General features: G+C 72.7%; 16 protein-coding genes. 9 read left to right on the forward strand and 7 right to left on the reverse strand.

Annotated elements, in window-relative coordinates; translation table 11 throughout:
• Positions 1–140 precede the first annotated feature (140 nt).
• On the reverse strand, positions 141–503 hold the full coding sequence (cutA, locus tag B072_RS0116060; RefSeq protein WP_018530982.1) for a divalent cation tolerance protein CutA: 363 nt from the start codon (positions 501–503) through the stop codon (positions 141–143).
• A gap of 106 nt (positions 504–609) precedes the next feature.
• On the opposite strand from cutA, the gene B072_RS0116065 reads away from it, so the two are divergent.
• From B072_RS0116065 to B072_RS0116075, 3 genes are all read left to right on the forward strand, one after another.
• Positions 610–2238 carry a M4 family metallopeptidase gene (locus B072_RS0116065; RefSeq protein WP_018530983.1) on the forward strand — a complete coding sequence of 543 codons (1629 nt, stop codon included), beginning with the start codon at positions 610–612 and terminating at the stop codon, positions 2236–2238.
• 254 nt (positions 2239–2492) lie between these two features.
• Positions 2493–3011: a hypothetical protein gene (locus tag B072_RS0116070; protein ID WP_018530984.1), complete on the forward strand. Its 519-nt coding sequence runs from the start codon at positions 2493–2495 to the stop codon at positions 3009–3011.
• Positions 3012–3153: 142 nt separating this feature from the next.
• The gene (locus B072_RS0116075; RefSeq protein ID WP_018530985.1) at positions 3154–3789 is read left to right on the forward strand and encodes a class F sortase; all 636 of its coding nucleotides are present in this window, start codon (positions 3154–3156) and stop codon (positions 3787–3789) included.
• Between the two features lie 20 nt (positions 3790–3809).
• On the opposite strand, the gene B072_RS0116080 is transcribed toward B072_RS0116075, so the two are convergent.
• Together B072_RS0116080 and B072_RS0116085 are read right to left on the reverse strand one after the other, a co-directional pair.
• Positions 3810–4595, reverse strand: a complete 786-nt coding sequence (locus B072_RS0116080; RefSeq protein ID WP_018530986.1) for a sulfite exporter TauE/SafE family protein — start codon at positions 4593–4595, stop codon at positions 3810–3812.
• A 333-nt stretch (positions 4596–4928) separates the two neighbouring features.
• On the reverse strand, positions 4929–6383 hold the full coding sequence (locus B072_RS0116085; protein WP_018530987.1) for a ferredoxin reductase family protein: 1455 nt from the start codon (positions 6381–6383) through the stop codon (positions 4929–4931).
• 215 nt (positions 6384–6598) lie between these two features.
• Between B072_RS0116085 and B072_RS0116090 the strand changes: the two genes are divergently transcribed.
• The 5 genes from B072_RS0116090 to B072_RS0116110 all read left to right on the forward strand — a co-directional run bounded on the left by B072_RS0116090 (position 6599) and on the right by B072_RS0116110 (position 12298).
• The gene (locus B072_RS0116090; RefSeq protein ID WP_018530988.1) at positions 6599–7855 is read left to right on the forward strand and encodes an NAD(P)/FAD-dependent oxidoreductase; all 1257 of its coding nucleotides are present in this window, start codon (positions 6599–6601) and stop codon (positions 7853–7855) included.
• A 2-nt stretch (positions 7856–7857) separates the two neighbouring features.
• Entirely contained in the window at positions 7858–10410 is a 2553-nt protein-coding gene (gene nirB / locus B072_RS0116095) for a nitrite reductase large subunit NirB (RefSeq protein WP_018530989.1), read from the forward strand.
• The gene (gene nirD, locus B072_RS0116100) at positions 10407–10766 is read left to right on the forward strand and encodes a nitrite reductase small subunit NirD (protein WP_018530990.1); all 360 of its coding nucleotides are present in this window, start codon (positions 10407–10409) and stop codon (positions 10764–10766) included. Before nirB ends, nirD begins: the two co-directional genes overlap by 4 nt.
• A gap of 83 nt (positions 10767–10849) precedes the next feature.
• Positions 10850–11434: a TetR/AcrR family transcriptional regulator gene (locus B072_RS0116105; RefSeq protein WP_018530991.1), complete on the forward strand. Its 585-nt coding sequence runs from the start codon at positions 10850–10852 to the stop codon at positions 11432–11434.
• A 78-nt stretch (positions 11435–11512) separates the two neighbouring features.
• On the forward strand, positions 11513–12298 hold the full coding sequence (locus tag B072_RS0116110; protein ID WP_018530992.1) for an SDR family NAD(P)-dependent oxidoreductase: 786 nt from the start codon (positions 11513–11515) through the stop codon (positions 12296–12298).
• A gap of 189 nt (positions 12299–12487) precedes the next feature.
• Here the strand turns inward: B072_RS0116110 and B072_RS0116115 are convergent, their stop codons facing one another.
• The 3 genes from B072_RS0116115 to B072_RS0116125 are packed head-to-tail and all read right to left on the reverse strand — an operon-like array spanning position 12488 to position 15521.
• Positions 12488–13342: a carbohydrate ABC transporter permease gene (locus B072_RS0116115; protein ID WP_018530993.1), complete on the reverse strand. Its 855-nt coding sequence runs from the start codon at positions 13340–13342 to the stop codon at positions 12488–12490.
• Complete coding sequence (locus B072_RS0116120) at positions 13342–14265, reverse strand: carbohydrate ABC transporter permease (RefSeq protein WP_018530994.1); 924 nt, start codon at positions 14263–14265, stop codon at positions 13342–13344. The genes B072_RS0116115 and B072_RS0116120 overlap by 1 nt, the downstream gene beginning before the upstream one ends.
• Positions 14262–15521, reverse strand: a complete 1260-nt coding sequence (locus B072_RS0116125; RefSeq protein ID WP_018530995.1) for an ABC transporter substrate-binding protein — start codon at positions 15519–15521, stop codon at positions 14262–14264. The genes B072_RS0116120 and B072_RS0116125 overlap by 4 nt, the downstream gene beginning before the upstream one ends.
• 153 nt (positions 15522–15674) lie before the next feature.
• Here B072_RS0116125 and B072_RS0116130 point away from each other — a divergent pair, with 153 nt between their 5' ends.
• Positions 15675–16214, forward strand: a complete 540-nt coding sequence (locus tag B072_RS0116130) for a hypothetical protein (RefSeq protein WP_018530996.1) — start codon at positions 15675–15677, stop codon at positions 16212–16214.
• A gap of 7 nt (positions 16215–16221) precedes the next feature.
• Here the strand turns inward: B072_RS0116130 and B072_RS0116135 are convergent, their stop codons facing one another.
• Complete coding sequence (locus B072_RS0116135; protein ID WP_018530997.1) at positions 16222–17142, reverse strand: oxidoreductase; 921 nt, start codon at positions 17140–17142, stop codon at positions 16222–16224.
• Positions 17143–17251 lie beyond the last annotated feature (109 nt).

Raw genomic sequence — 17251 nt, forward strand, 5'->3', positions numbered from 1 at the left:
GCGGCTGCGGCTCTCGTCGTGGCCGGTCGCGCAGTTCCCCGCGCCCCTGAAGCGAGCTCCGCTCGCCCAGGGGAAGCTGCGCGCAGCGCATGCTTCAGGGGCGCGGGGAACTGCGCGAGAAGCCCCACCGGCCCGCACCGTCACTCCACGGCCGGCGTCACCTCCGCCGCGACCCAGGACAAGTACGCACCGGCACCCCGTTCCACCCGCGTCGCGATGATCTCCGGCGTCTCGTAGTCATGATGTTCCGTCAGCCAGGATTCCAGGTCCGCGTACCGCGCCCGCGTCGTCTTCAGCAGCACCTGCCACTCCTGCCCCGTCTCCAGCACCCCCTCCCACCGGTACACGGACGTGACGGGCCCGGAGATCTGGGCGCACGCGGCGAGCCGCGCCTCGACGGCCCCGCGGGCCAGGGCCTGCGCCTTCTCGGCGGTGTCCACCGTGGTCAGCACGGTCAGGACGGATGACGACTCGCTGGGTTCAGGTTTCGGCACGCCGCCCATTGTCTCTTTCACAGTCCCGGCACACCGGCACCCTGGACGCGACTTGTCATGACCGCTTAAAACTGAAACGCCATCAGCGAGTCGTCACCCTCAGCAGAGGAGACCGATGAGATCCACCGCCGGCATAGCCACGACCGTCGCGGCCGCAGCCACCCTGCTGGCCGCGACCCTGTCCCCCGCCGCGGCCGCCACGGACACCCCCCTCCCCACCCGCGCCGAGGCCGTCACCCACGCCGCGACCGCCCTGACGCGGCATGCCGCGACGCTCTCCCTGACCTCCGCCCAGGGCACCTCCGTACGCGACGTGATCGTCGACAAGGACGGCACCCAGCACGTCCGCTACGACCGCTCGTACCGCCATCTGCCGGTCCTCGGCGGGGATCTGGTCGTCCATCTCGCCCCGGACGGCGCCTACGAGAGCGCGGACCGGGCGGTGCGCGGCACTCTCGCCGTCCCCACGACCACCCCCGAGGTCAGCGCTCCCCGGGCCGCCGACCTGGCCGCCGACGCCCTGCGGGAGGCGACCCCCGGCACCGTGCTGCGCGGTCTCAGAGCCCGCCCCGAGCTGGTGGTGGACGCCCTGCACGGCGCCCCGCGCCTCGCCTGGCGCACGAACGCCGCGGGCAAGGACTCGCTGGGCAACCCCGTGGGCCGCACCGTCCTCACCGACGCCCGCACGGGCCGCCGGATCGACGCCTGGGACAGCATCGAGACCGCGGCCGGCGACGGCGCCTCGCTCTACTCCGGCACCGTGCCCCTCCGGACGACGCAGTCGGGATCGGCGTACCAGCTCAAGGACGCCACCCGCGGCGGCACCTACACCGGCGACGCCCAGAACAAGACCGACCTGTGCATCCTCGGCATCTGCCTCAGCCGCGCCCCCGCGACGCTCTTCACCGACGCCGACAACCACTGGGGCACCGGCGCCACCGCCGACCGCGCCTCGGCCGCCGTGGACGCGCAGTACGGCACGGACCAGACGTGGGACTACTACCAGCAGGTCCACCACCGGAACGGCATCGCCGGTGACGGCAAGGGCTCGTACAACCGCGTCCACTACGGGAACAAGTACAACAACGCTTTCTGGGACGACAGTTGCTTCTGCATGACGTACGGGGACGGGGACGGGACGACCTTCGGGCCGCTCGTCGCCCTCGACGTGGCCGGCCACGAGATGTCCCACGGCGTCACGTCCAAGACCGCCGCTCTGACCTACTCCGGTGAGCCCGGCGGTCTCAACGAGGCCACCTCCGACATCTTCGGGACCCTCGTCGAGTTCCACGCGGCCAACGCCTCCGACCCCGGGGACTGGCTCATCGGCGAGAAGATCGTCAAGCCGGGCTTCGGGAAGGCGGCGCTGCGCTTCATGGACCGGCCGAGCAAGGACGGGAACTCGGCGGACTGCTGGAGCTCGTCCGTCGGCAACCTCGACGTGCACTACTCCTCGGGCATCGCGAACCACTTCGCGTACCTCCTCGCCGAGGGCAGCGGCCCCAAGGTGATCGGCGGTGTCCAGCACAACGGCACCACCTGCGACAACAGCACCGTCGCCGGGATCGGCAAGGACAAGCTCGGCGCCATCTGGTACCGGGCGCTGACCGTCTACATGACGTCGTCGACGAAGTACGCGGGCGCGCGCACGGCGACGCTGAGCGCGGCGAAGGACCTGTACGGGGCCGGCGGCACGGAGTACGCCGCCGTGGCCGCCGCCTGGGCTGCGGTGTCGGTGAACTGACGCCCCGCCACCTCGCCGACGGCGCCCCGCGACGCGCACCGGATCACCCGGTCGCACGCGGGGCGCCGCCTTTCGGGCATTTCTTCGTCGACACGCCGATGACCTGCTGGAATGTTCCCGCCGGACCGTCAGAAAGGCACCCGCTCCACCGTTTCTGACGCGGCATCAGGAGGCGCGGTGTCGCGACTGCCACTTACCTCGTGCTTGCAGGGCGCGTCCGACGCCCGGGCAGCACGCGTAAGGAGCAAGCAACGATGCGCACAGGCCGACCGCTGATCGCCGCCGCGTTCGCCGTCGCCGTCACCGGGCTCGCGGCCACCCCCGCGGGTGCCTCGCAGGGCGGCCTGGAAGTCTTCCCGGCGACGGCGGCACCGGGCTCAACGGTCACCGTGGACACCACCGCCTGCGGTGCGCACGGCATGGCGTCCGGGGACGCCGGCGCGATCGGCGCCGGCACCTTCACCCTCGCCCCCGAGGAACAGGCCGCCGACGCCGCGGGCCGGTTCACCGTGCCCGCCTCCGCGCAGCCGGGCACGTACGAGATCGTCGCCCGCTGCTCCGACGGCACCCGGGTGACGGGTGACCTGATCGTGTCCCTCGCCCAGCCGGGCGCGGCGGGGGCACAGATGCCCAGAGGGCACGTAGAGACGGGGGTCGGCGGCGCGCTCGGTCCCGACCCCGTGCAGACCGCGGCGGGTGTGGCGGCCTTGGCCGTCGCCGCCGCGGGCGGTACCTGGCTCCTTCATCGCCGGGCGAGAGGCGATGGGATCTGAAGGACGACGCCGGCGGGCCGCGCGAACCCCCTCCGCCGTCCGCGCGCCCGTCCTCGTCCACCGGTACCGCCACCTCCCCGCCCCTCCGGCCGCACCCCCCCCTCGCGGCCGGAGGGGCCGGGGCTCGCGTCCAGGAGCCGCCGTGCGCACCCGCATCCGCACCCGCGTCAACCCCGTCAACGCCGCCATAGGAACCGTCACCGCACTCGCCCTGTGCGCGGGCGGCTGGCTCCTCACCAGCGGCTCCGAGGGCCGTCCGCCGCCCCAGCCGTCCGCGGCCCAGGCCCACCCCACCGGGAACTCCCCCGCCGCCGCCCCGCTGTCCCCGTCCCCGCCGGACCGCGTCCGCATCCCGTCGCTGCACGTCGACGCCCCGCTGATGGGCCTCGGCCTGACGCCCGCCGGAAGCCTCGACGTCCCGCCGCCGGAGAAGAAGAACCTCGCGGGCTGGTACGAGGCCGGGACCCGCCCCGGCGAACGCGGCACGGCCGTGGTCGCGGGCCACGTCGACAACGCCGTCGGCCCCGCCGTCTTCTACGGCCTCGGCGCCCTCACCCGGGGCCGCACCATCGAGATCGACCGCCGGGACGGCTCGGTGGCGGTCTTCACGGTCGACGCCGTGGAGGTCTACGAGGCCGACGCCTTCCCCGACAAGAAGGTGTACGGGGCGACGAAGCGGCCCGAGCTGCGGGTGATCACCTGCGGCGGCCCGTACTCACGCCGGACCGGCTACCAGGGGAACGTCGTCGTGTTCGCGCATCTGACGGGCAGTCGGTAGGAACGGGGCGACAGGCCTGCTCAGGCCACCCACTGCTCGTAGGCCATCTTCACCACGAGCGCGCACACCACCGTCAGGAGCACGATCCGCACGAACCCGGCGCCGCGCTTGAGCGCCGTGTGCGCGCCGATCATCCCGCCCGCCAGATTGAAGACGGCCATCAGCCCGGCCAGTTGCCAGTACACCGTCCCCTTCCACGCGAACATCGCCAGCGCCCCCGCGTTCGTGCAGCAGTTGACGATCTTGGCCGTGGCGGACGCGGTCACCAGGTCGAGGTGGAGGATCGCGGTCAGGGCGAGGACCAGGAAGGTGCCGGTTCCCGGGCCGATCAGTCCGTCGTAGAAGCCGATGCCGAGGCCCGCGAAGCCGATCGCGGCCAGGATGCGGCGGGGCGAGGCGGGCTCGGCCGAGGGGGCCGTGCCGAAGGCGGGCCGGAAGATCACGAAGGCGCCGACGCCGACCAGGACCACCATCACGATCGGCTTCAGGACCTCGGTGCTCATGCCCGCCGCGAGGGCCGCGCCGCAGGTCGAGCCCGCGAGCGCGGCGACGCCGATGCGCACGGCGAGGCGTACGTCGACGGGGGCCTTGCGGGCGTACGTCACGGCGGCGCCCGTGGTCCCGACGATGGCGACGGCCTTGTTCGTGCCGAGTGCGTACGGGCCCGCGTGCGCGGAGTTCGGCAGGCCGAGCAGGAGCGCGGGGAGCAGGAGCAGTCCCCCGCCGCCCACCACCGCGTCGACCCAGCCGGCCGCCAGGGCGGCGAGGCAGAGGACCACGATGGTGGCCAGGGATATGTCAGGCATGATCGCGAGCTTATGGACGCGATACGTGTGCGGTCCATGAATGTGTGGAGAGTTGAGACTCTTCTGAGGTTGCGGTCCCGGCGCGGGGCGTGGCCCGGTCGGGGGCGGCCGGTGCGGCCGGGTCGACGGTCAGGGCGAGACAGGCCGCGACGAGGGCGCTCGCCGAGGCGAGCCCCGCGGTGAGCCTGCGGCGGGACTGGACCGTGGGGGCGTGGGTGGTGCGGACGGGACTGGCGTGGCGGCCCATGGGGGTTCTCCGAAGGTTCCGAACGTACGGGTCGTGCGCGGGTCGGTACGGGTCGGTGCGCGGGTCGGTACGGGTCGGTGCGCGGGTCAGTAGGTGAAGGACTCGACGTGGACGCGGTCCGCCGGGACGCCGGCCCGTGCCAGCGCCGTCGTCGCGGCCTCCGTCATGCCGGGCGGACCGCACACGTAGACGTCGTGGTCGGCGAGTTCGGGCACGAGGTTGCGCAGGGCCTGCGGCGCGAGCGGGTCGAAGGCCGCGTCGGACGGGCCGAGGAGGTAGTGCAGGGCGGCCCGGCGGGTGCGCGCGATGGACTCCAACTCCTCGCACAGGATGAGCCGTTCGGCGTTGCTCGCGCGGTACAGGAGGGTGAGGTCGCCGGGTTCGCCGGGCAGCGTCTCGAACAGGGCGCGCAGCGGCGTGATGCCCACTCCCCCGGCGAGCAGCAGCACCTTGCGGCGGGTGCGCCGGTGGGCGGTGAGCGCGCCGTACGGTCCGGTGGCGACGACCCGGACACCGCGGCGCAGCCTGCGTACACGCCGGGTGTGCGCGCCGACGGCCTGCACGGTGACGCGGACGTGGTCGCCGTCGACCGGCGCGGACAGGGAGAAGGGCAGCGCCGTGCTCCACAGCCGCCGGGTGAGGAACCGCCAGCGGAAGAACTGGCCCGGCTCCGCGCGCAGCATGCCCAGGTCGCGCCCGCGCATCAGGACCGAGACGACGCCGGGCCCCTCGGTCCGCACCTCGACGACGCGCAGGCCGTGCCGCAGCGCCTGCCGTACGGGGACGACGAGCCGGTACCAGACGAGCAGGACGGCGACGGTGGCGTGCAGCAGCGACCACAGGCCGAGGCTCACCGGGCTCGACGCGATGTCGGGTCCGGCCAGTTGGTGCGCGAAGGTCAGGGCGGCGGCGAGGTACGTGAGCAGGTGCAGGCCCCGCCACGGGCCGTGGCCGACGCGGCGGCGCACCGCGCGGGCGCTGCTCACGCCGACCGTGACGAGCAGCAGGGTGCCGGCCGCCGCCGCGGCGAGCCCGGGGTAGCCGAGCAGGTCGGTGACCGTGGTGACCAGGTCGGTTCCGGTGTGGGCGGCGTAGCCGAGCAGGGCGAGGACGACGTGGGCGGCGCAGAGGGTCAGGACGTGCCGGCCGCCGCGGGCGTGGTGACGGGCGAGCCGGTCGGCGCCGACGCCGTGCTCCACCGCGGGGACCCGGGCCATGAGGAAGAGCATGACCAGGATCCCGTACCCGGCGAGCAGCCCCGTCAGATGGGCGCCGGACGCGAACAGCGCGTCGAGCCGCGGCGAGAAGGTGGCCTGCGCGGCCCACAGGACGCTCACCGCGGCCGCGCCGGCGGCGATGCCGGCCCGCAGCGCCGCCGGGGTGACCCGCACCGGGGCGGCGGGCCGGATGCGCGGGGCCCGGCGCGGGCGCGGCGGTACGGGGCGGGCGGGTGCGGGTCCCTCGGTCTGCCGGCGGTAGGCCGACAGGGCGGGGTAGCGGGAGAGTTCGGGTTCGACGGCCTCGGTGGTCACGCCCGGCACACTAGGCTCCGCCGGGCCGGGAATCGGGCTGGTCAGCGCCGCCGGGGAGATCCTTAAGGTCCTCTTCAGGAACGCCTGAACACGGGTTAAGCCGCGGCCCCGGCGGTGCCGGAGCGAGCCCTCACATCCGCCCGCCCGCACCGCTGAGGGACGCGTTCCTCACGAGAAACCAGCGGGACGCCACCGGGAAACACCCACCCCGCAGGCTGCGGAGCATGACCGCACCGTACGAGCACGACGGCACGCCGCCCCGGGACGGGTCCCGCGTCGTCGTCATCGGCACCGGCCTCGCCGGCACCCGGCTCGCCCAGCGCCTGGGCGAGCGCGCGGTGCTCATCGGGGAGGAGGCGCACGCCCCGTACAACCGGGTGCTGCTCGCCGAGGTCCTGGCGGGGACGTACACCCCCGACGTGATCGAACTCCCCGCCACCCCCGGCCCCCGGCTGCGCACCCGCGCCGTCCGCGTCGACCGCGAGCGCCGCGTCGTGCAGTGCGAGAGCGGCGCCGAGGTCCCGTACGACACCCTGGTCCTGGCGACCGGTTCGAACCCGGTGCTGCCGCCGCTGCGCGGCCTGTTCGAGCCCGGGGCGCGCGAACTGCCGGGCGGGGTGCACGCGTTCCGCACGATGGACGACTGCCTCGCGCTGTCCGGGACGGTCACCGAGGGCACCCGGGCCGTCGTCATCGGCGGCGGTCTGCTCGGCGTCTCCGCGGCCCGGGCGCTGGCCCGGCGCGGCGCCCAGGTCGTCCTCACGCAGCAGGCCGAGCGGCTGATGGAGCGTCAGCTCGATCCGCGGTCGAGCGAGCTCGTGCGCCGGCACCTGACGGCCCTCGGCGTCGAGATCCACACCGAGTGCCGGGTGCGCGGAGTCGGGGTCGTCGACGGGCGGGTGCGCCGCGTCGAACTGCACGACGGGTACGTGCTCGGCACCGATGTGACCGTGCTGGCCTGCGGCGTGCGGCCGCGCACCGGGCTCGCGCAGGCCGCGGGCCTCGACGTCGGCAAGGGCGTCCTCGTCGACGACGCGCTGCGCACCTCCGACCCCCGTATCCACGCCGTCGGCGACTGCGCGCAGCACGCCGGCACCGTGTACGGCCTGGCGACGCCCGCGCTGGAACAGGCGGACGCGCTGGCCGGCGTACTGACCGGTGGCGCGGACGCGTACACCGGCACCCGTGCCCTGACCCGCCTCACCCTGCCGCACACGGCGGGCCCTCTGGATCTCGCCGCGTTCGGCGAGACCGAGGCGCTGCCCGGCGACGACGTCGTCCAGCTCGCGGACGCCACCCGCGGCACGTACCGCAAGGTCGTGGTCCGCGGCGACCGGCTCGTCGGCGGCGTCCTGGTCGGCGAGCTCGCCAGCGTCGGCGCGCTCGCGCACGCCTGGGAGTCGAACGAACCGCTGCCCGCCGCCGGTGACACCACCGCCGCGCCGCTGCTCCACCTGCTCACCCACGACGGAGGCCTCTGATCATGCCGACCGAAAAGACATCGCCCGCCCCGGCGATGCCCACGCTCGTCCTCGTCGGCCACGGCATGGTCGGCCAGCGCTTCCTCGAAGCGGCGGCCGAGCGCGGGCTCACCGCATCGCACCGCGTGGTGGTGCTGTGCGAGGAGCCGCGGCCCGCCTACGACCGCGTCCACCTGACCTCCTACTTCTCGGGCACGTCGCCCGAGGAACTGTCCATGACGGACCCGGAGTTCATCGAGAAGCACGGCATCGAGCTGTACGTCGGGGACCCGGCCGTGGTCGTCGACCGAAAGACGCGGACCGTGCACGCGCGCTCGGGGCTCGAGGTCCCGTACGACACGCTCGTCCTCGCCACCGGCTCGTACCCGTTCGTGCCTCCGGTCCCCGGCAAGGACGCGACCGGCTGCTTCGTGTACCGGACCATCGAGGACCTGTACGCGATCGAGGAGTACGCGAAGAACAACTCCACCGTCGGGGCCGTGGTCGGCGGCGGGCTGCTCGGTCTGGAAGCGGCCGGAGCGCTGCAAGGGCTCGGACTGGCGACGCACATCGTCGAGTTCGCGCCGCGCCTGATGCCCGTGCAGGTGGACGAGGGCGGCGGCCAGGCGCTGCTGCGGACCATCACCGACATGGGCCTCGACGTGCACACCGGCGTCGGCACCCAGGAGATCGTCGCGGACGCGGACGGCCGGGTCACCGGGATGAAGCTGTCGGACGGCTCCGCACTCGCCACCGACCTCGTCGTCTTCTCCGCCGGTGTCCGGCCGCGCGACCAGCTCGCCCGCGACATGGGCCTGTCGGTCGGCGAGCGGGGCGGCATCAGCGTCGACGAGCAGTGCCGCACCAGTGACCCGGACGTCTTCGCGATCGGCGAGTGCGCGCTGGCCGCCGACGGGCGGGTGTACGGGCTCGTCGCCCCCGGGTACGAGATGGCGCTGACCGCCGCCGACACCATCGCCGAGGCCGACGCGGCGTTCACCGGCGCCGACCTCTCCACCAAGCTGAAGCTGCTCGGCGTCGACGTGGCCTCCTTCGGCGACGCGCACGGCACGGCCGACGGCTGCCTCGACGTCGTCTACTCGGACTCGCGCTCGGGCACGTACAAGAAGCTCGTCATCGGCGGCGAGGGGGAACTCCTCGGCGGCATCCTCGTCGGCGACGCCGAGGCCTACAGCACGCTGCGCGCCCTCACCGGCACCGTGCCGCCCGTCGCACCCGAGTCCCTCGTGCTCCCGGCGGGGGCCGGCGGTCCGGCCCAGCTCGGCCCGGACGCCCTGCCCGCCGAGGCCGTGATCTGCTCCTGCCACAACGTCACCAAGGGCGAGATCTGCGAGCACGGCACGCTGCCCGAGGTGAAGAAGTGCACCAAGGCCGGTACCGGGTGCGGGAGTTGCGTCAAGCTCATCGGCCAGCTGCTGCCGAAGTCCGGCGACGACGGACTGTGCGGCTGCTTCGGGCAGACCCGTCAGGAGCTGTACGAGATCGTGCGCGTCAAGCGGATCACGAGCTTCGCCCAGCTGCTCGACGAGCACGGCCGTGAGGCGGCGCGCGGCGGCGAGGGCTGCGAGGTCTGCAAGCCGACCGTCGGCTCGGTCATCGCCTCGCTCGCGCCCTCGATCGGCGCCGACGGCTATGTCCTGGACGGCGAGCAGGCGGCGCTGCAGGACACCAACGACCACTTCCTCGCCAACCTGCAGAAGAACGGCTCGTACTCGGTCGTGCCGCGCGTCCCGGGCGGTGAGATCACCCCGGAGAAGCTCATCGTGATCGGCGAGGTCGCCCGCGACTACGGCCTCTACACGAAGATCACCGGCGGCCAGCGCATCGACCTGTTCGGCGCCCGGGTCGAGCAACTGCCCATGATCTGGGCGCGGTTGGTCGACGCCGGCTTCGAGTCGGGGCACGCGTACGGCAAGGCCCTGCGGACGGTGAAGTCGTGCGTGGGGCAGACCTGGTGCCGGTACGGGGTGCAGGACTCGGTCCGGATGGCGATCGACCTGGAGCTGCGGTACCGGGGGCTCAGGTCCCCGCACAAGCTGAAGTCGGCGGTCTCCGGGTGCGCCCGCGAGTGCGCCGAGGCCCAGTCGAAGGACTTCGGCGTCATCGCCACCGCCAACGGCTGGAACCTGTACGTGGGCGGCAACGGAGGCATGACACCCCGTCACGCGGACCTGCTGGCACAGGACTTGAGCGATGCCGAGCTGATCCGGCTGATCGACCGGTTCCTGATGTTCTACATCCGCACCGCCGACCGCCTGGAGCGCACCTCGGTCTGGCTGGAGCGGATCGAGGGCGGCCTCGACCACGTACGGGACGTCGTCGTGCACGACTCGCTCGGCCTCTGCGACGAGCTGGAGACCCTGATGCGGGAGCACGTCGCGGGCTACCGCGACGAGTGGTCGCAGACCATCAACGACCCGGAGCGCCTGGCCCGCTTCGTCTCCTTCGTGAACGCCCCCGACACCCCGGACCCGACGGTCCGCTTCGTCCCGGAGCGCGACCAGATCAAGCCCGAGCTGCCGCTGATCCCCCTGGAAGGACTGGCTGTCCGATGACCATGGCCCCGATCGCCCCCGACAAGACGACGGTACTGGTGCAACTCGGCCTGGAGGAGGAGTGGTTGACGGTATGCGACCTGTCCCGCCTCACGCCGGGCCGCGGAGTCGCCGCGCTGCTGCCGGACGGCCGCCAGGCGGCGGTCTTCCTGGACCGCTCCGGCCGGGTGCACGCCATCGACAACACCGACCCGTTCACGGGCGCGGCCGTGCTCTCGCGCGGGCTGCTCGGCTCCGACCGGGGGCGCCCGTTCGTGGCGTCGCCGCTGCTGAAGCAGCGCTTCGACCTGGAGACGGGCCGCTGCCTGGACGACGACGGAGTGGCCGTCCGGACGTACGCCGCACGGACCGCTTAACTCCCTGACTCCCTGACTCCCGAGATTACTTGACTCCCGAGATTACTTGACCGACCGTTCCAGAAAGCCGTAGGGTCCTGGCTGTGGCCAGGACCAAGGAATTCGACCCCGACGCCGCGCTGCGGGCGGCCCAGGAGCTGTTCCACCGGCGAGGCTACGAGGCCACGTCGATGGCGGACCTCGTCGAGCACCTCGGCGTCGGACGCGCCAGCATCTACGCGACGTTCGGCAACAAGCACGAGCTGTATCTGAAGGCGATGGACCGGTACGCCGAGTCCACCGGGGCGGTCACCGTCGCCGAGCTGTCGGGCGACGGGCCGCCGCTGGACGCCGTGCGCGCCCTGGTGCGCCGGTTCGCCGACGAGGCCGCCACGGACGATCGGCGCCGGCTCGGCTGCCTCGTCACCAACACGGCGGCCGAGCTCGGCCCGCACGACACGCAGGCCGCGCGCCGCGTGGAGCGCTCCTGGGAGCAGATCGAGACGCTGCTGCACGCGACGCTCACCCGCGCGCGGGCCAGGGGCGAACTGCCCGAGGGCCGCGACCCGCGCGCCCTCGCCCGCATGCTCCTCGTACTGCTCCAGGGAATCCGGGTCACCGGCAAGGCGTCGCAGGACCCGGCCCGGGTCCGGGACGCGGCCGAGCAGGCACTCACCCTGCTGGACTGACCGCCACCTGCCACCCACGCGCCTCCCTTCTTCATGCCCTCATACTGAACCGATCGGTCAAGAAAGAGGAACACCGTCATGACTGTCGCCCCTTCCGCACCCCGCACCCGCTTCAGCGGCAGGACCGCCCTCGTCACCGGCGCGGGCTCCGGCCTCGGCCGCGCCATCGCGCTCGCCCTGGCCGCGGAGGGCGCGAACGTGGTCGTGGCGGGCCGCACCCCGGCCCCGCTGGCGGAGACCGTCGCCCTGATCGAGGAGGCGGGCGGCACCGCGCACGCACAGGTGGCCGACGTGAGCCGCGCCGAGGACGTGGCGGCCGCCGTCCGCGCGGCGGTCGACCGCTTCGGCGCGCTGGACGTGGCCGTGAACAACGCGGGCGTCTTCCGCGGCGGCGCCCCGATCGCCGACCTGCCGGCCGACGACTGGCGGACGCTGCTCGACATCAACGTCACGGGCGTCCTGTACGCGCTCCAGGCCGAGGTCGCCCAGATGCGCGGGCAGGAGTCGGGCGGCGCGATCGTCAACATCGCCTCGAACCTCGGGGCGCACCGCACCCAGCCGGGCGTCACCGCGTACGCCGTCTCCAAGGCGGCCGTCTCCGCCCTGACCCGCGGCGCGGCCCTCGACCACATCGCCGAGGGCATCCGCATCAACGCCGTGAGCCCGGGCGCCTCGGACACCGCCATGTCGATGCGGCCGGGCGAGACCGAGGCCGAGCGGGCGATCCGGATGAAGGCCGAGTCCCCGCTCGCCCGGGTCGCGGCGACGGCCGAGGTCGCCGCCGCGGTGCTGTATCTGGCCTCGGACGACGCCGCGTCGGTGGTCGGCACGGACCTGGTGATCGACGGCGGGGCCGCGGCCTGATCACGCGGCTTGTGGTGGGCTGGTCGCGCAGTTCCCCGCGCCCCCCTGGAGGTGCTCACTGCGTGCGCACCTCCATCGATGAGGGCAAGCGGCGAAGCCGCGAGCCCTCAGGGGCGCGGGGAACTGCGCGACCAGCCACCCACCACGCGCACCCGGCAACGCACAGCACCCCGCAGACGCACCCCCCACTCAATCGATCCCGGACCGCTCCACCCCCGCCACGATCCACCGCTGGAACAGCAGGAAGACCAGCAGCAGCGGCACGATCGACACGGCGGCCGCGATGAACAGCTCGTGCAGCCGCACCACTTGGGACGTGGTGAAGGAGGACAGCGCCACCTGCACCGTCCAGGCGTTCCGGTCCTGCCCGATGACCAGCGGCCACAGGAAGGAGTTCCAGGCACCGATGAAGACGATCGTGCCGACGGCGGCGAAGACGGGCCGCGCGTTCGGCACGACCACGCGCCAGTACGTGCGCCAGTATCCGAGCCCGTCCACCCGCGCCGCGTCCTCCAACTCCCGGGGAAATCCGAGGAAGTACTGCCGGAAGATGAAGCACGCGAACGCGGAGAAGAGCGTGGGCACGATGAGTCCGCGCAGTGTCGACACCCAGCCGAGCGACGACACCAGCACGAAGGTCGGTACGAAGGTGACGGCCGCCGGGACCATGAGGGTGCCCAGGATCGCGTAGAAGACCTTGTTCGCGTGCCGGTACGGGATGCGGGCGAGCCCGTACCCGGCGAGGGACGCGAGCAGCAGGGTGCCCAGGGTCGTCAGGACGGCGATCAGCGCCGAGTTGAGCAGGGAGCGGGCGAAGGGGACGGAGGTGTCGTCGAACAGCTCGCCGATGTTGCCCCACTGGATGTCCGACGGGAAGAACGTCCAGTCCGGCGAGGTGATGTCCTCCTCCCTCGCGAGGCCGTTGCGGACCAGGAGGTAGAAGGGGATGAGGAAGAGCAGGGCGAGTGCGACGAGCAGGGCCAGGCGCAGGGCGCGTCCCGCCCGGACCAGACCGTCGTCCCGCGTCCGGCGGGTGGCGCTCATCAGTCGGCCTCCTTCCTGCCGAGCCCGAACCACTGCGCCTGACCCACCGTCACCACGGCGATGATCAGGGCCAGCAGGACGGCGCCCGCGCTGCCGAGTCCGAGGTTCTGCCCCTGTCCGAGGGCGGTGTAGTAGAGGTAGACGAGCGGCGGCCGGGCGTAGGGCGGATAGCCGCGCGCGTCGGAGAGCAGGTTGTAGAACTCGTCGAAGGCCTGGAAGGCGTTGATGACGAGCAGCAGCACCACGGCGACGGATGTGGCGCGCAGCTGAGGGAACGTGATGTGCCGGAACACCTGCCATCCGGGCCGGGCTCCGTCGACGGACGCCGCCTCGTACAGGGTCGGGCTGATCCGCTGCAGTCCGGCCAGGAACAGGATCATGTAGAAGCCGGCCTGCAGCCACAGCCGTACGGTGACGATGACGAGCCAGTACCAGGGCGGATCGGTCGTCGACAGCCAGGCGACCTGGTCGGCGTCCACGTAGCCGAGCAGCGTGTTGGCGAGCCCGAAGCGCACCCCGTTGAAGATCGACATCTTCCAGATCAGGGCGGCGACGACGTAACTGCACGCGGCGGGAAGGAAGAACACCGACCGGAAGAACGCCTGCGCGCGCCGCAGCCGGTTCACCATGAGGGCGAGGGCGAGCGAAGCGGCGTACGTCGCGGGCACGATGAAGAGCGTGAAGACGCAGAACGTCCACAGGCTGCTCGTGAAGGCGTCGTCCTTCAGCAGCGCCGTGTAGTTGTCGAGTCCGACGAAGGTGTCGGGCGTGACGGTGTTGTGCGCGTCGAAGAAGCTGAGGTACACGCTCCAGCCGAGCGGTACGTACGTGAAGACGAGCAGGCCGAGCACGAAGGGGCCGACGAAGACCCAGAACCACAACGCCCGGTTGCGCTCGCGGAGTTGGGATGCCGTGCGCGTCACTTCTTCTTCACGCGGTCGAGCTCCGCCGACACCTTCCGCACGACCTTCTTCAGCTCGCTCTCCGGGTTCGCGCCGCTCTTGACGATGCGGTTGAGCGCGTCCTGGTACGCGGTCTGCGCGGCCGGGGTCCACAGCAGCGGCTGGGCGAAGCCGTGGTCGGTGGTGAAGCGGACGGCGTCGGCCGCGGCGCCCTCGCGCAGCTTGGCCGCCTTCTTGGCGAGCGAGATCCGCGCCGGGATGTGGAAGCCGTAGCCGAGGGCGAAGTCCTCCTGGTAGTCGGTGCGTTCGACCCACAGCCACTTCAGGTAGTCCTTGCCCGCCTGCTGGTGCCTGGAGCGGGTGGAGACGGCCGCGGCGTACGCGCCGACCGGCACGGACGGCTTGCCCTGCGCGCCGTCCGCGGGGAACGGCAGGACGCCGAAGTCGTCGCCGAGCGCCTTCTGGACGGCGGGCAGCGCCCACAGGCCCGACCACTGCATGGCGGTGAGGCCCTGGGTGAACGCCGACGGGTCCGACCAGTCGGCGGGCGCGCCGAGCAGCAGCGACTTGTCGGTGTAGAGCCGGCGGATCCTGCCGAGGGCGCGGGCGGCGGCCGGGTCGTCGAAGCCGACCTCGCCGTCCTCGGTGACGAGCGAGAGTCCGGCGGCGTAGAGCGGGGTGCCGCCGAGGACTCCGGCGCCGGCGTCGTTGCCGAGGAAGAGCCCCTTGACCTTCTTGGTCGTCAACTTCTTCGCCACGTCGACGAGTTCGTCGAGCGTCGTGGGCGGCTTCACTCCCGCGTCGTCGAGCAGGCTCTTGCGGTAGTAGAGCATCTGCATGTCGATGACCTGCGGGATGCCCCAGATCTTGCCGTCGTGGCGCTTCGGGGCGAGGACGGCCTGGTTGAAGTCGTCCTCGACGCCCTTGAGGAGGTCGGTGACGTCGGCGACCTGCTTGCCCTGGATCATGTCCAGGGAGGGGCCGTTGACCTCGAAGACATCGGGTCCGGAGTCGGTGAGCAGGGCGGCGGCGGTCTGCTGGTCGTAGTTTCCCGGCCGCCACTGCACGGCGACGTCGGCCTTGTCGTACGCGGCCGCGTACTTCTTCACCGCCTGCTCGGTGCCCGCCTCGCCGTACTGGTGGTACCACTGCGACAGCTTCGGCCCGCCCTCGGAACCTCCGTCGCCGCGCCCCGTGTTGGACCCGCACGCGCTGAGCAGACCGAGCGCGGAGCCGACGGCTCCGGTGGCGAGCAGTCCCCTGCGGCTGATGGTCATCGCGGGTGTTCCCCCTGTTCGTTCTGTGTCGTCGTTCGTTCTGTGTGTCGTCGCTGTGAGGCCGTCAGCGAAGCGTAAAGGTGCGGCCTGCACGAATCAGCGGAACGTCAAAGACGGGCGCCGCGCTCCCGCTTCCGGCCTACGGTGCGACGTATGGCAGGCAAGGTCACCCCTCATGTACCCCACGGCGCCACGCACACCGTCACCGACCGGAACTGGGCGCACGAGCTGCGGGCCGCGGCGCTCTGTTCCCTCCTGCTGCTCGGGCTCGTCACGCTGATCGACGCGGCGAACGAGACGCTCAGCCCGGTGCGCGGCCTGCTGTGGACGGGCCTGTCCCTGCTCCTCTACGCCGTGCTGCACCCGCCGCGCGTCATGGCGGGCCCCGGCCGGCTCGCGGTCCACGGGCTGCTGCGCCGCCGCCACGTCTGCACGGACCTGCTGGTGTCGGTGCGCCGCGGCGAGGGGCTGACGCCGCGTCTCGTCCTGCGCGACGCCCTGGGGGCACGGGTGGAGCTGGACCCCGCGGTGCTCGTGGCGAACCCGGTGCTGTGGCACCGGGTGGAGACCGGGGCGGGCCGGGCCCGGGCCAGTGGGTTGCTGGTGGCCGGGGAGGATGTGTTGCGGGAGCTCGGGGCGCGGGTGGACGGGGACGAGGCGCGGGCGATCTTCAGTGCGGCCGGGCTCTCGTGACGCGGCGCTACCCCTTGAGGCCCTCATAGGTGACCCCGGTCAACCGCTCCGACGCCGCCCACAACCGCTCCCCCGCCACGTCGTTCACGGTCCACGACGCCCGCCACGACCTGGCCGGCGCCCCGCGCCACATCATCACGCGCGGGCCGTAGAAGTCGTCGGAGCGCACCCCGGGCGCCGTCGCCGCGTGGAGCGTCGGCAGCGCCCCGGTCTCCGCGGGCTGCGCGAAGACCCGGTTGCCCACCTCGTAGAACCGCTCCGCGCCCTTGCGGCCCTCCATCTGGGCGCCGCGCGCCTGCAGGGACGTGGCGGCGTATCCGGGATGCGCGGCGGCGGCCACCAGCCCGGCGTCGGCGGCGCGCCGGGCCAGTTCGTGCACGAACAGCAGGTTGGCGGTCTTGGAGCGGCCGTAGGCGACCCAGCGCCGGTACTGCTTCTCGCTGTTGAGGTCGTCGATGTCGATGTTGGCCAGGGCGTGCAGCCCGCTGGAGACCGACACCACCCGGGGCGCGGCCGCGTCGAGGAGGCTGGGCAGCAGCAGGCCGGTCAGCGCGAAGTGCCCGAGGTGGTTGACGCCGAACTGGGTCTCGAAGCCGTCCGCCGTGCGCCCGTACGGCAGGGCCATGACCCCGGCGTTGTTGACGAGCAGGTCGAGCGGTCGCCCGGTCCACGTCCCGGCGAACTCCCGCACCGAGCCGAGGTCCCCGAGGTCGAGCGCCCCGAACTCGACGTCGGCGCCCGGCACTTCGGCGCGCAGCCGGTCCACCGCGGCGCCGCCGCGTTCCGCGCTGCGGCAGGCGAGCACGACGCGGGCACCGGCCCGCGCGAGTTCCCGCGCGGTGACGTACCCGATGCCGCTGTTGGCGCCGGTGACCACGGCGCCGCGGCCGCTCTGATCGGGGATGTCGCTGGCGTTCCAGCCGCTCATGGCTGTGCTCCCTGGGCGCGGGTCGGTCGTTACCGGGTGAACTTACCCGACAGTAAAGTGCCCGGCCCGCCCGCGCGAAAGGGCGGCACCCCCCGCACAGGGGTGCCGC

This window comes from Streptomyces sp. HmicA12 (genome assembly GCF_000373565.1).
GTDB lineage: Bacteria > Actinomycetota > Actinomycetes > Streptomycetales > Streptomycetaceae > Streptomyces.

Coding starts and splice junctions, on each gene's coding strand:
- B072_RS0116110 (WP_018530992.1), top strand. CDS start 11,513: ATGACTGTCGCCCCTTCCGCACCCCGCACCCGCTTCAGCGGCAGGACC.
- B072_RS0116125 (WP_018530995.1), bottom strand. CDS start 15,521: ATGACCATCAGCCGCAGGGGACTGCTCGCCACCGGAGCCGTCGGCTCC.
- B072_RS0116115 (WP_018530993.1), bottom strand. CDS start 13,342: ATGAGCGCCACCCGCCGGACGCGGGACGACGGTCTGGTCCGGGCGGGA.
- nirB (WP_018530989.1), top strand. CDS start 7,858: ATGCCGACCGAAAAGACATCGCCCGCCCCGGCGATGCCCACGCTCGTC.
- B072_RS0116130 (WP_018530996.1), top strand. CDS start 15,675: ATGGCAGGCAAGGTCACCCCTCATGTACCCCACGGCGCCACGCACACC.
- nirD (WP_018530990.1), top strand. CDS start 10,407: ATGACCATGGCCCCGATCGCCCCCGACAAGACGACGGTACTGGTGCAA.
- B072_RS0116080 (WP_018530986.1), bottom strand. CDS start 4,595: ATGCCTGACATATCCCTGGCCACCATCGTGGTCCTCTGCCTCGCCGCC.
- B072_RS0116090 (WP_018530988.1), top strand. CDS start 6,599: ATGACCGCACCGTACGAGCACGACGGCACGCCGCCCCGGGACGGGTCC.
- cutA (WP_018530982.1), bottom strand. CDS start 503: ATGGGCGGCGTGCCGAAACCTGAACCCAGCGAGTCGTCATCCGTCCTG.
- B072_RS0116135 (WP_018530997.1), bottom strand. CDS start 17,142: ATGAGCGGCTGGAACGCCAGCGACATCCCCGATCAGAGCGGCCGCGGC.
- B072_RS0116065 (WP_018530983.1), top strand. CDS start 610: ATGAGATCCACCGCCGGCATAGCCACGACCGTCGCGGCCGCAGCCACC.
- B072_RS0116070 (WP_018530984.1), top strand. CDS start 2,493: ATGCGCACAGGCCGACCGCTGATCGCCGCCGCGTTCGCCGTCGCCGTC.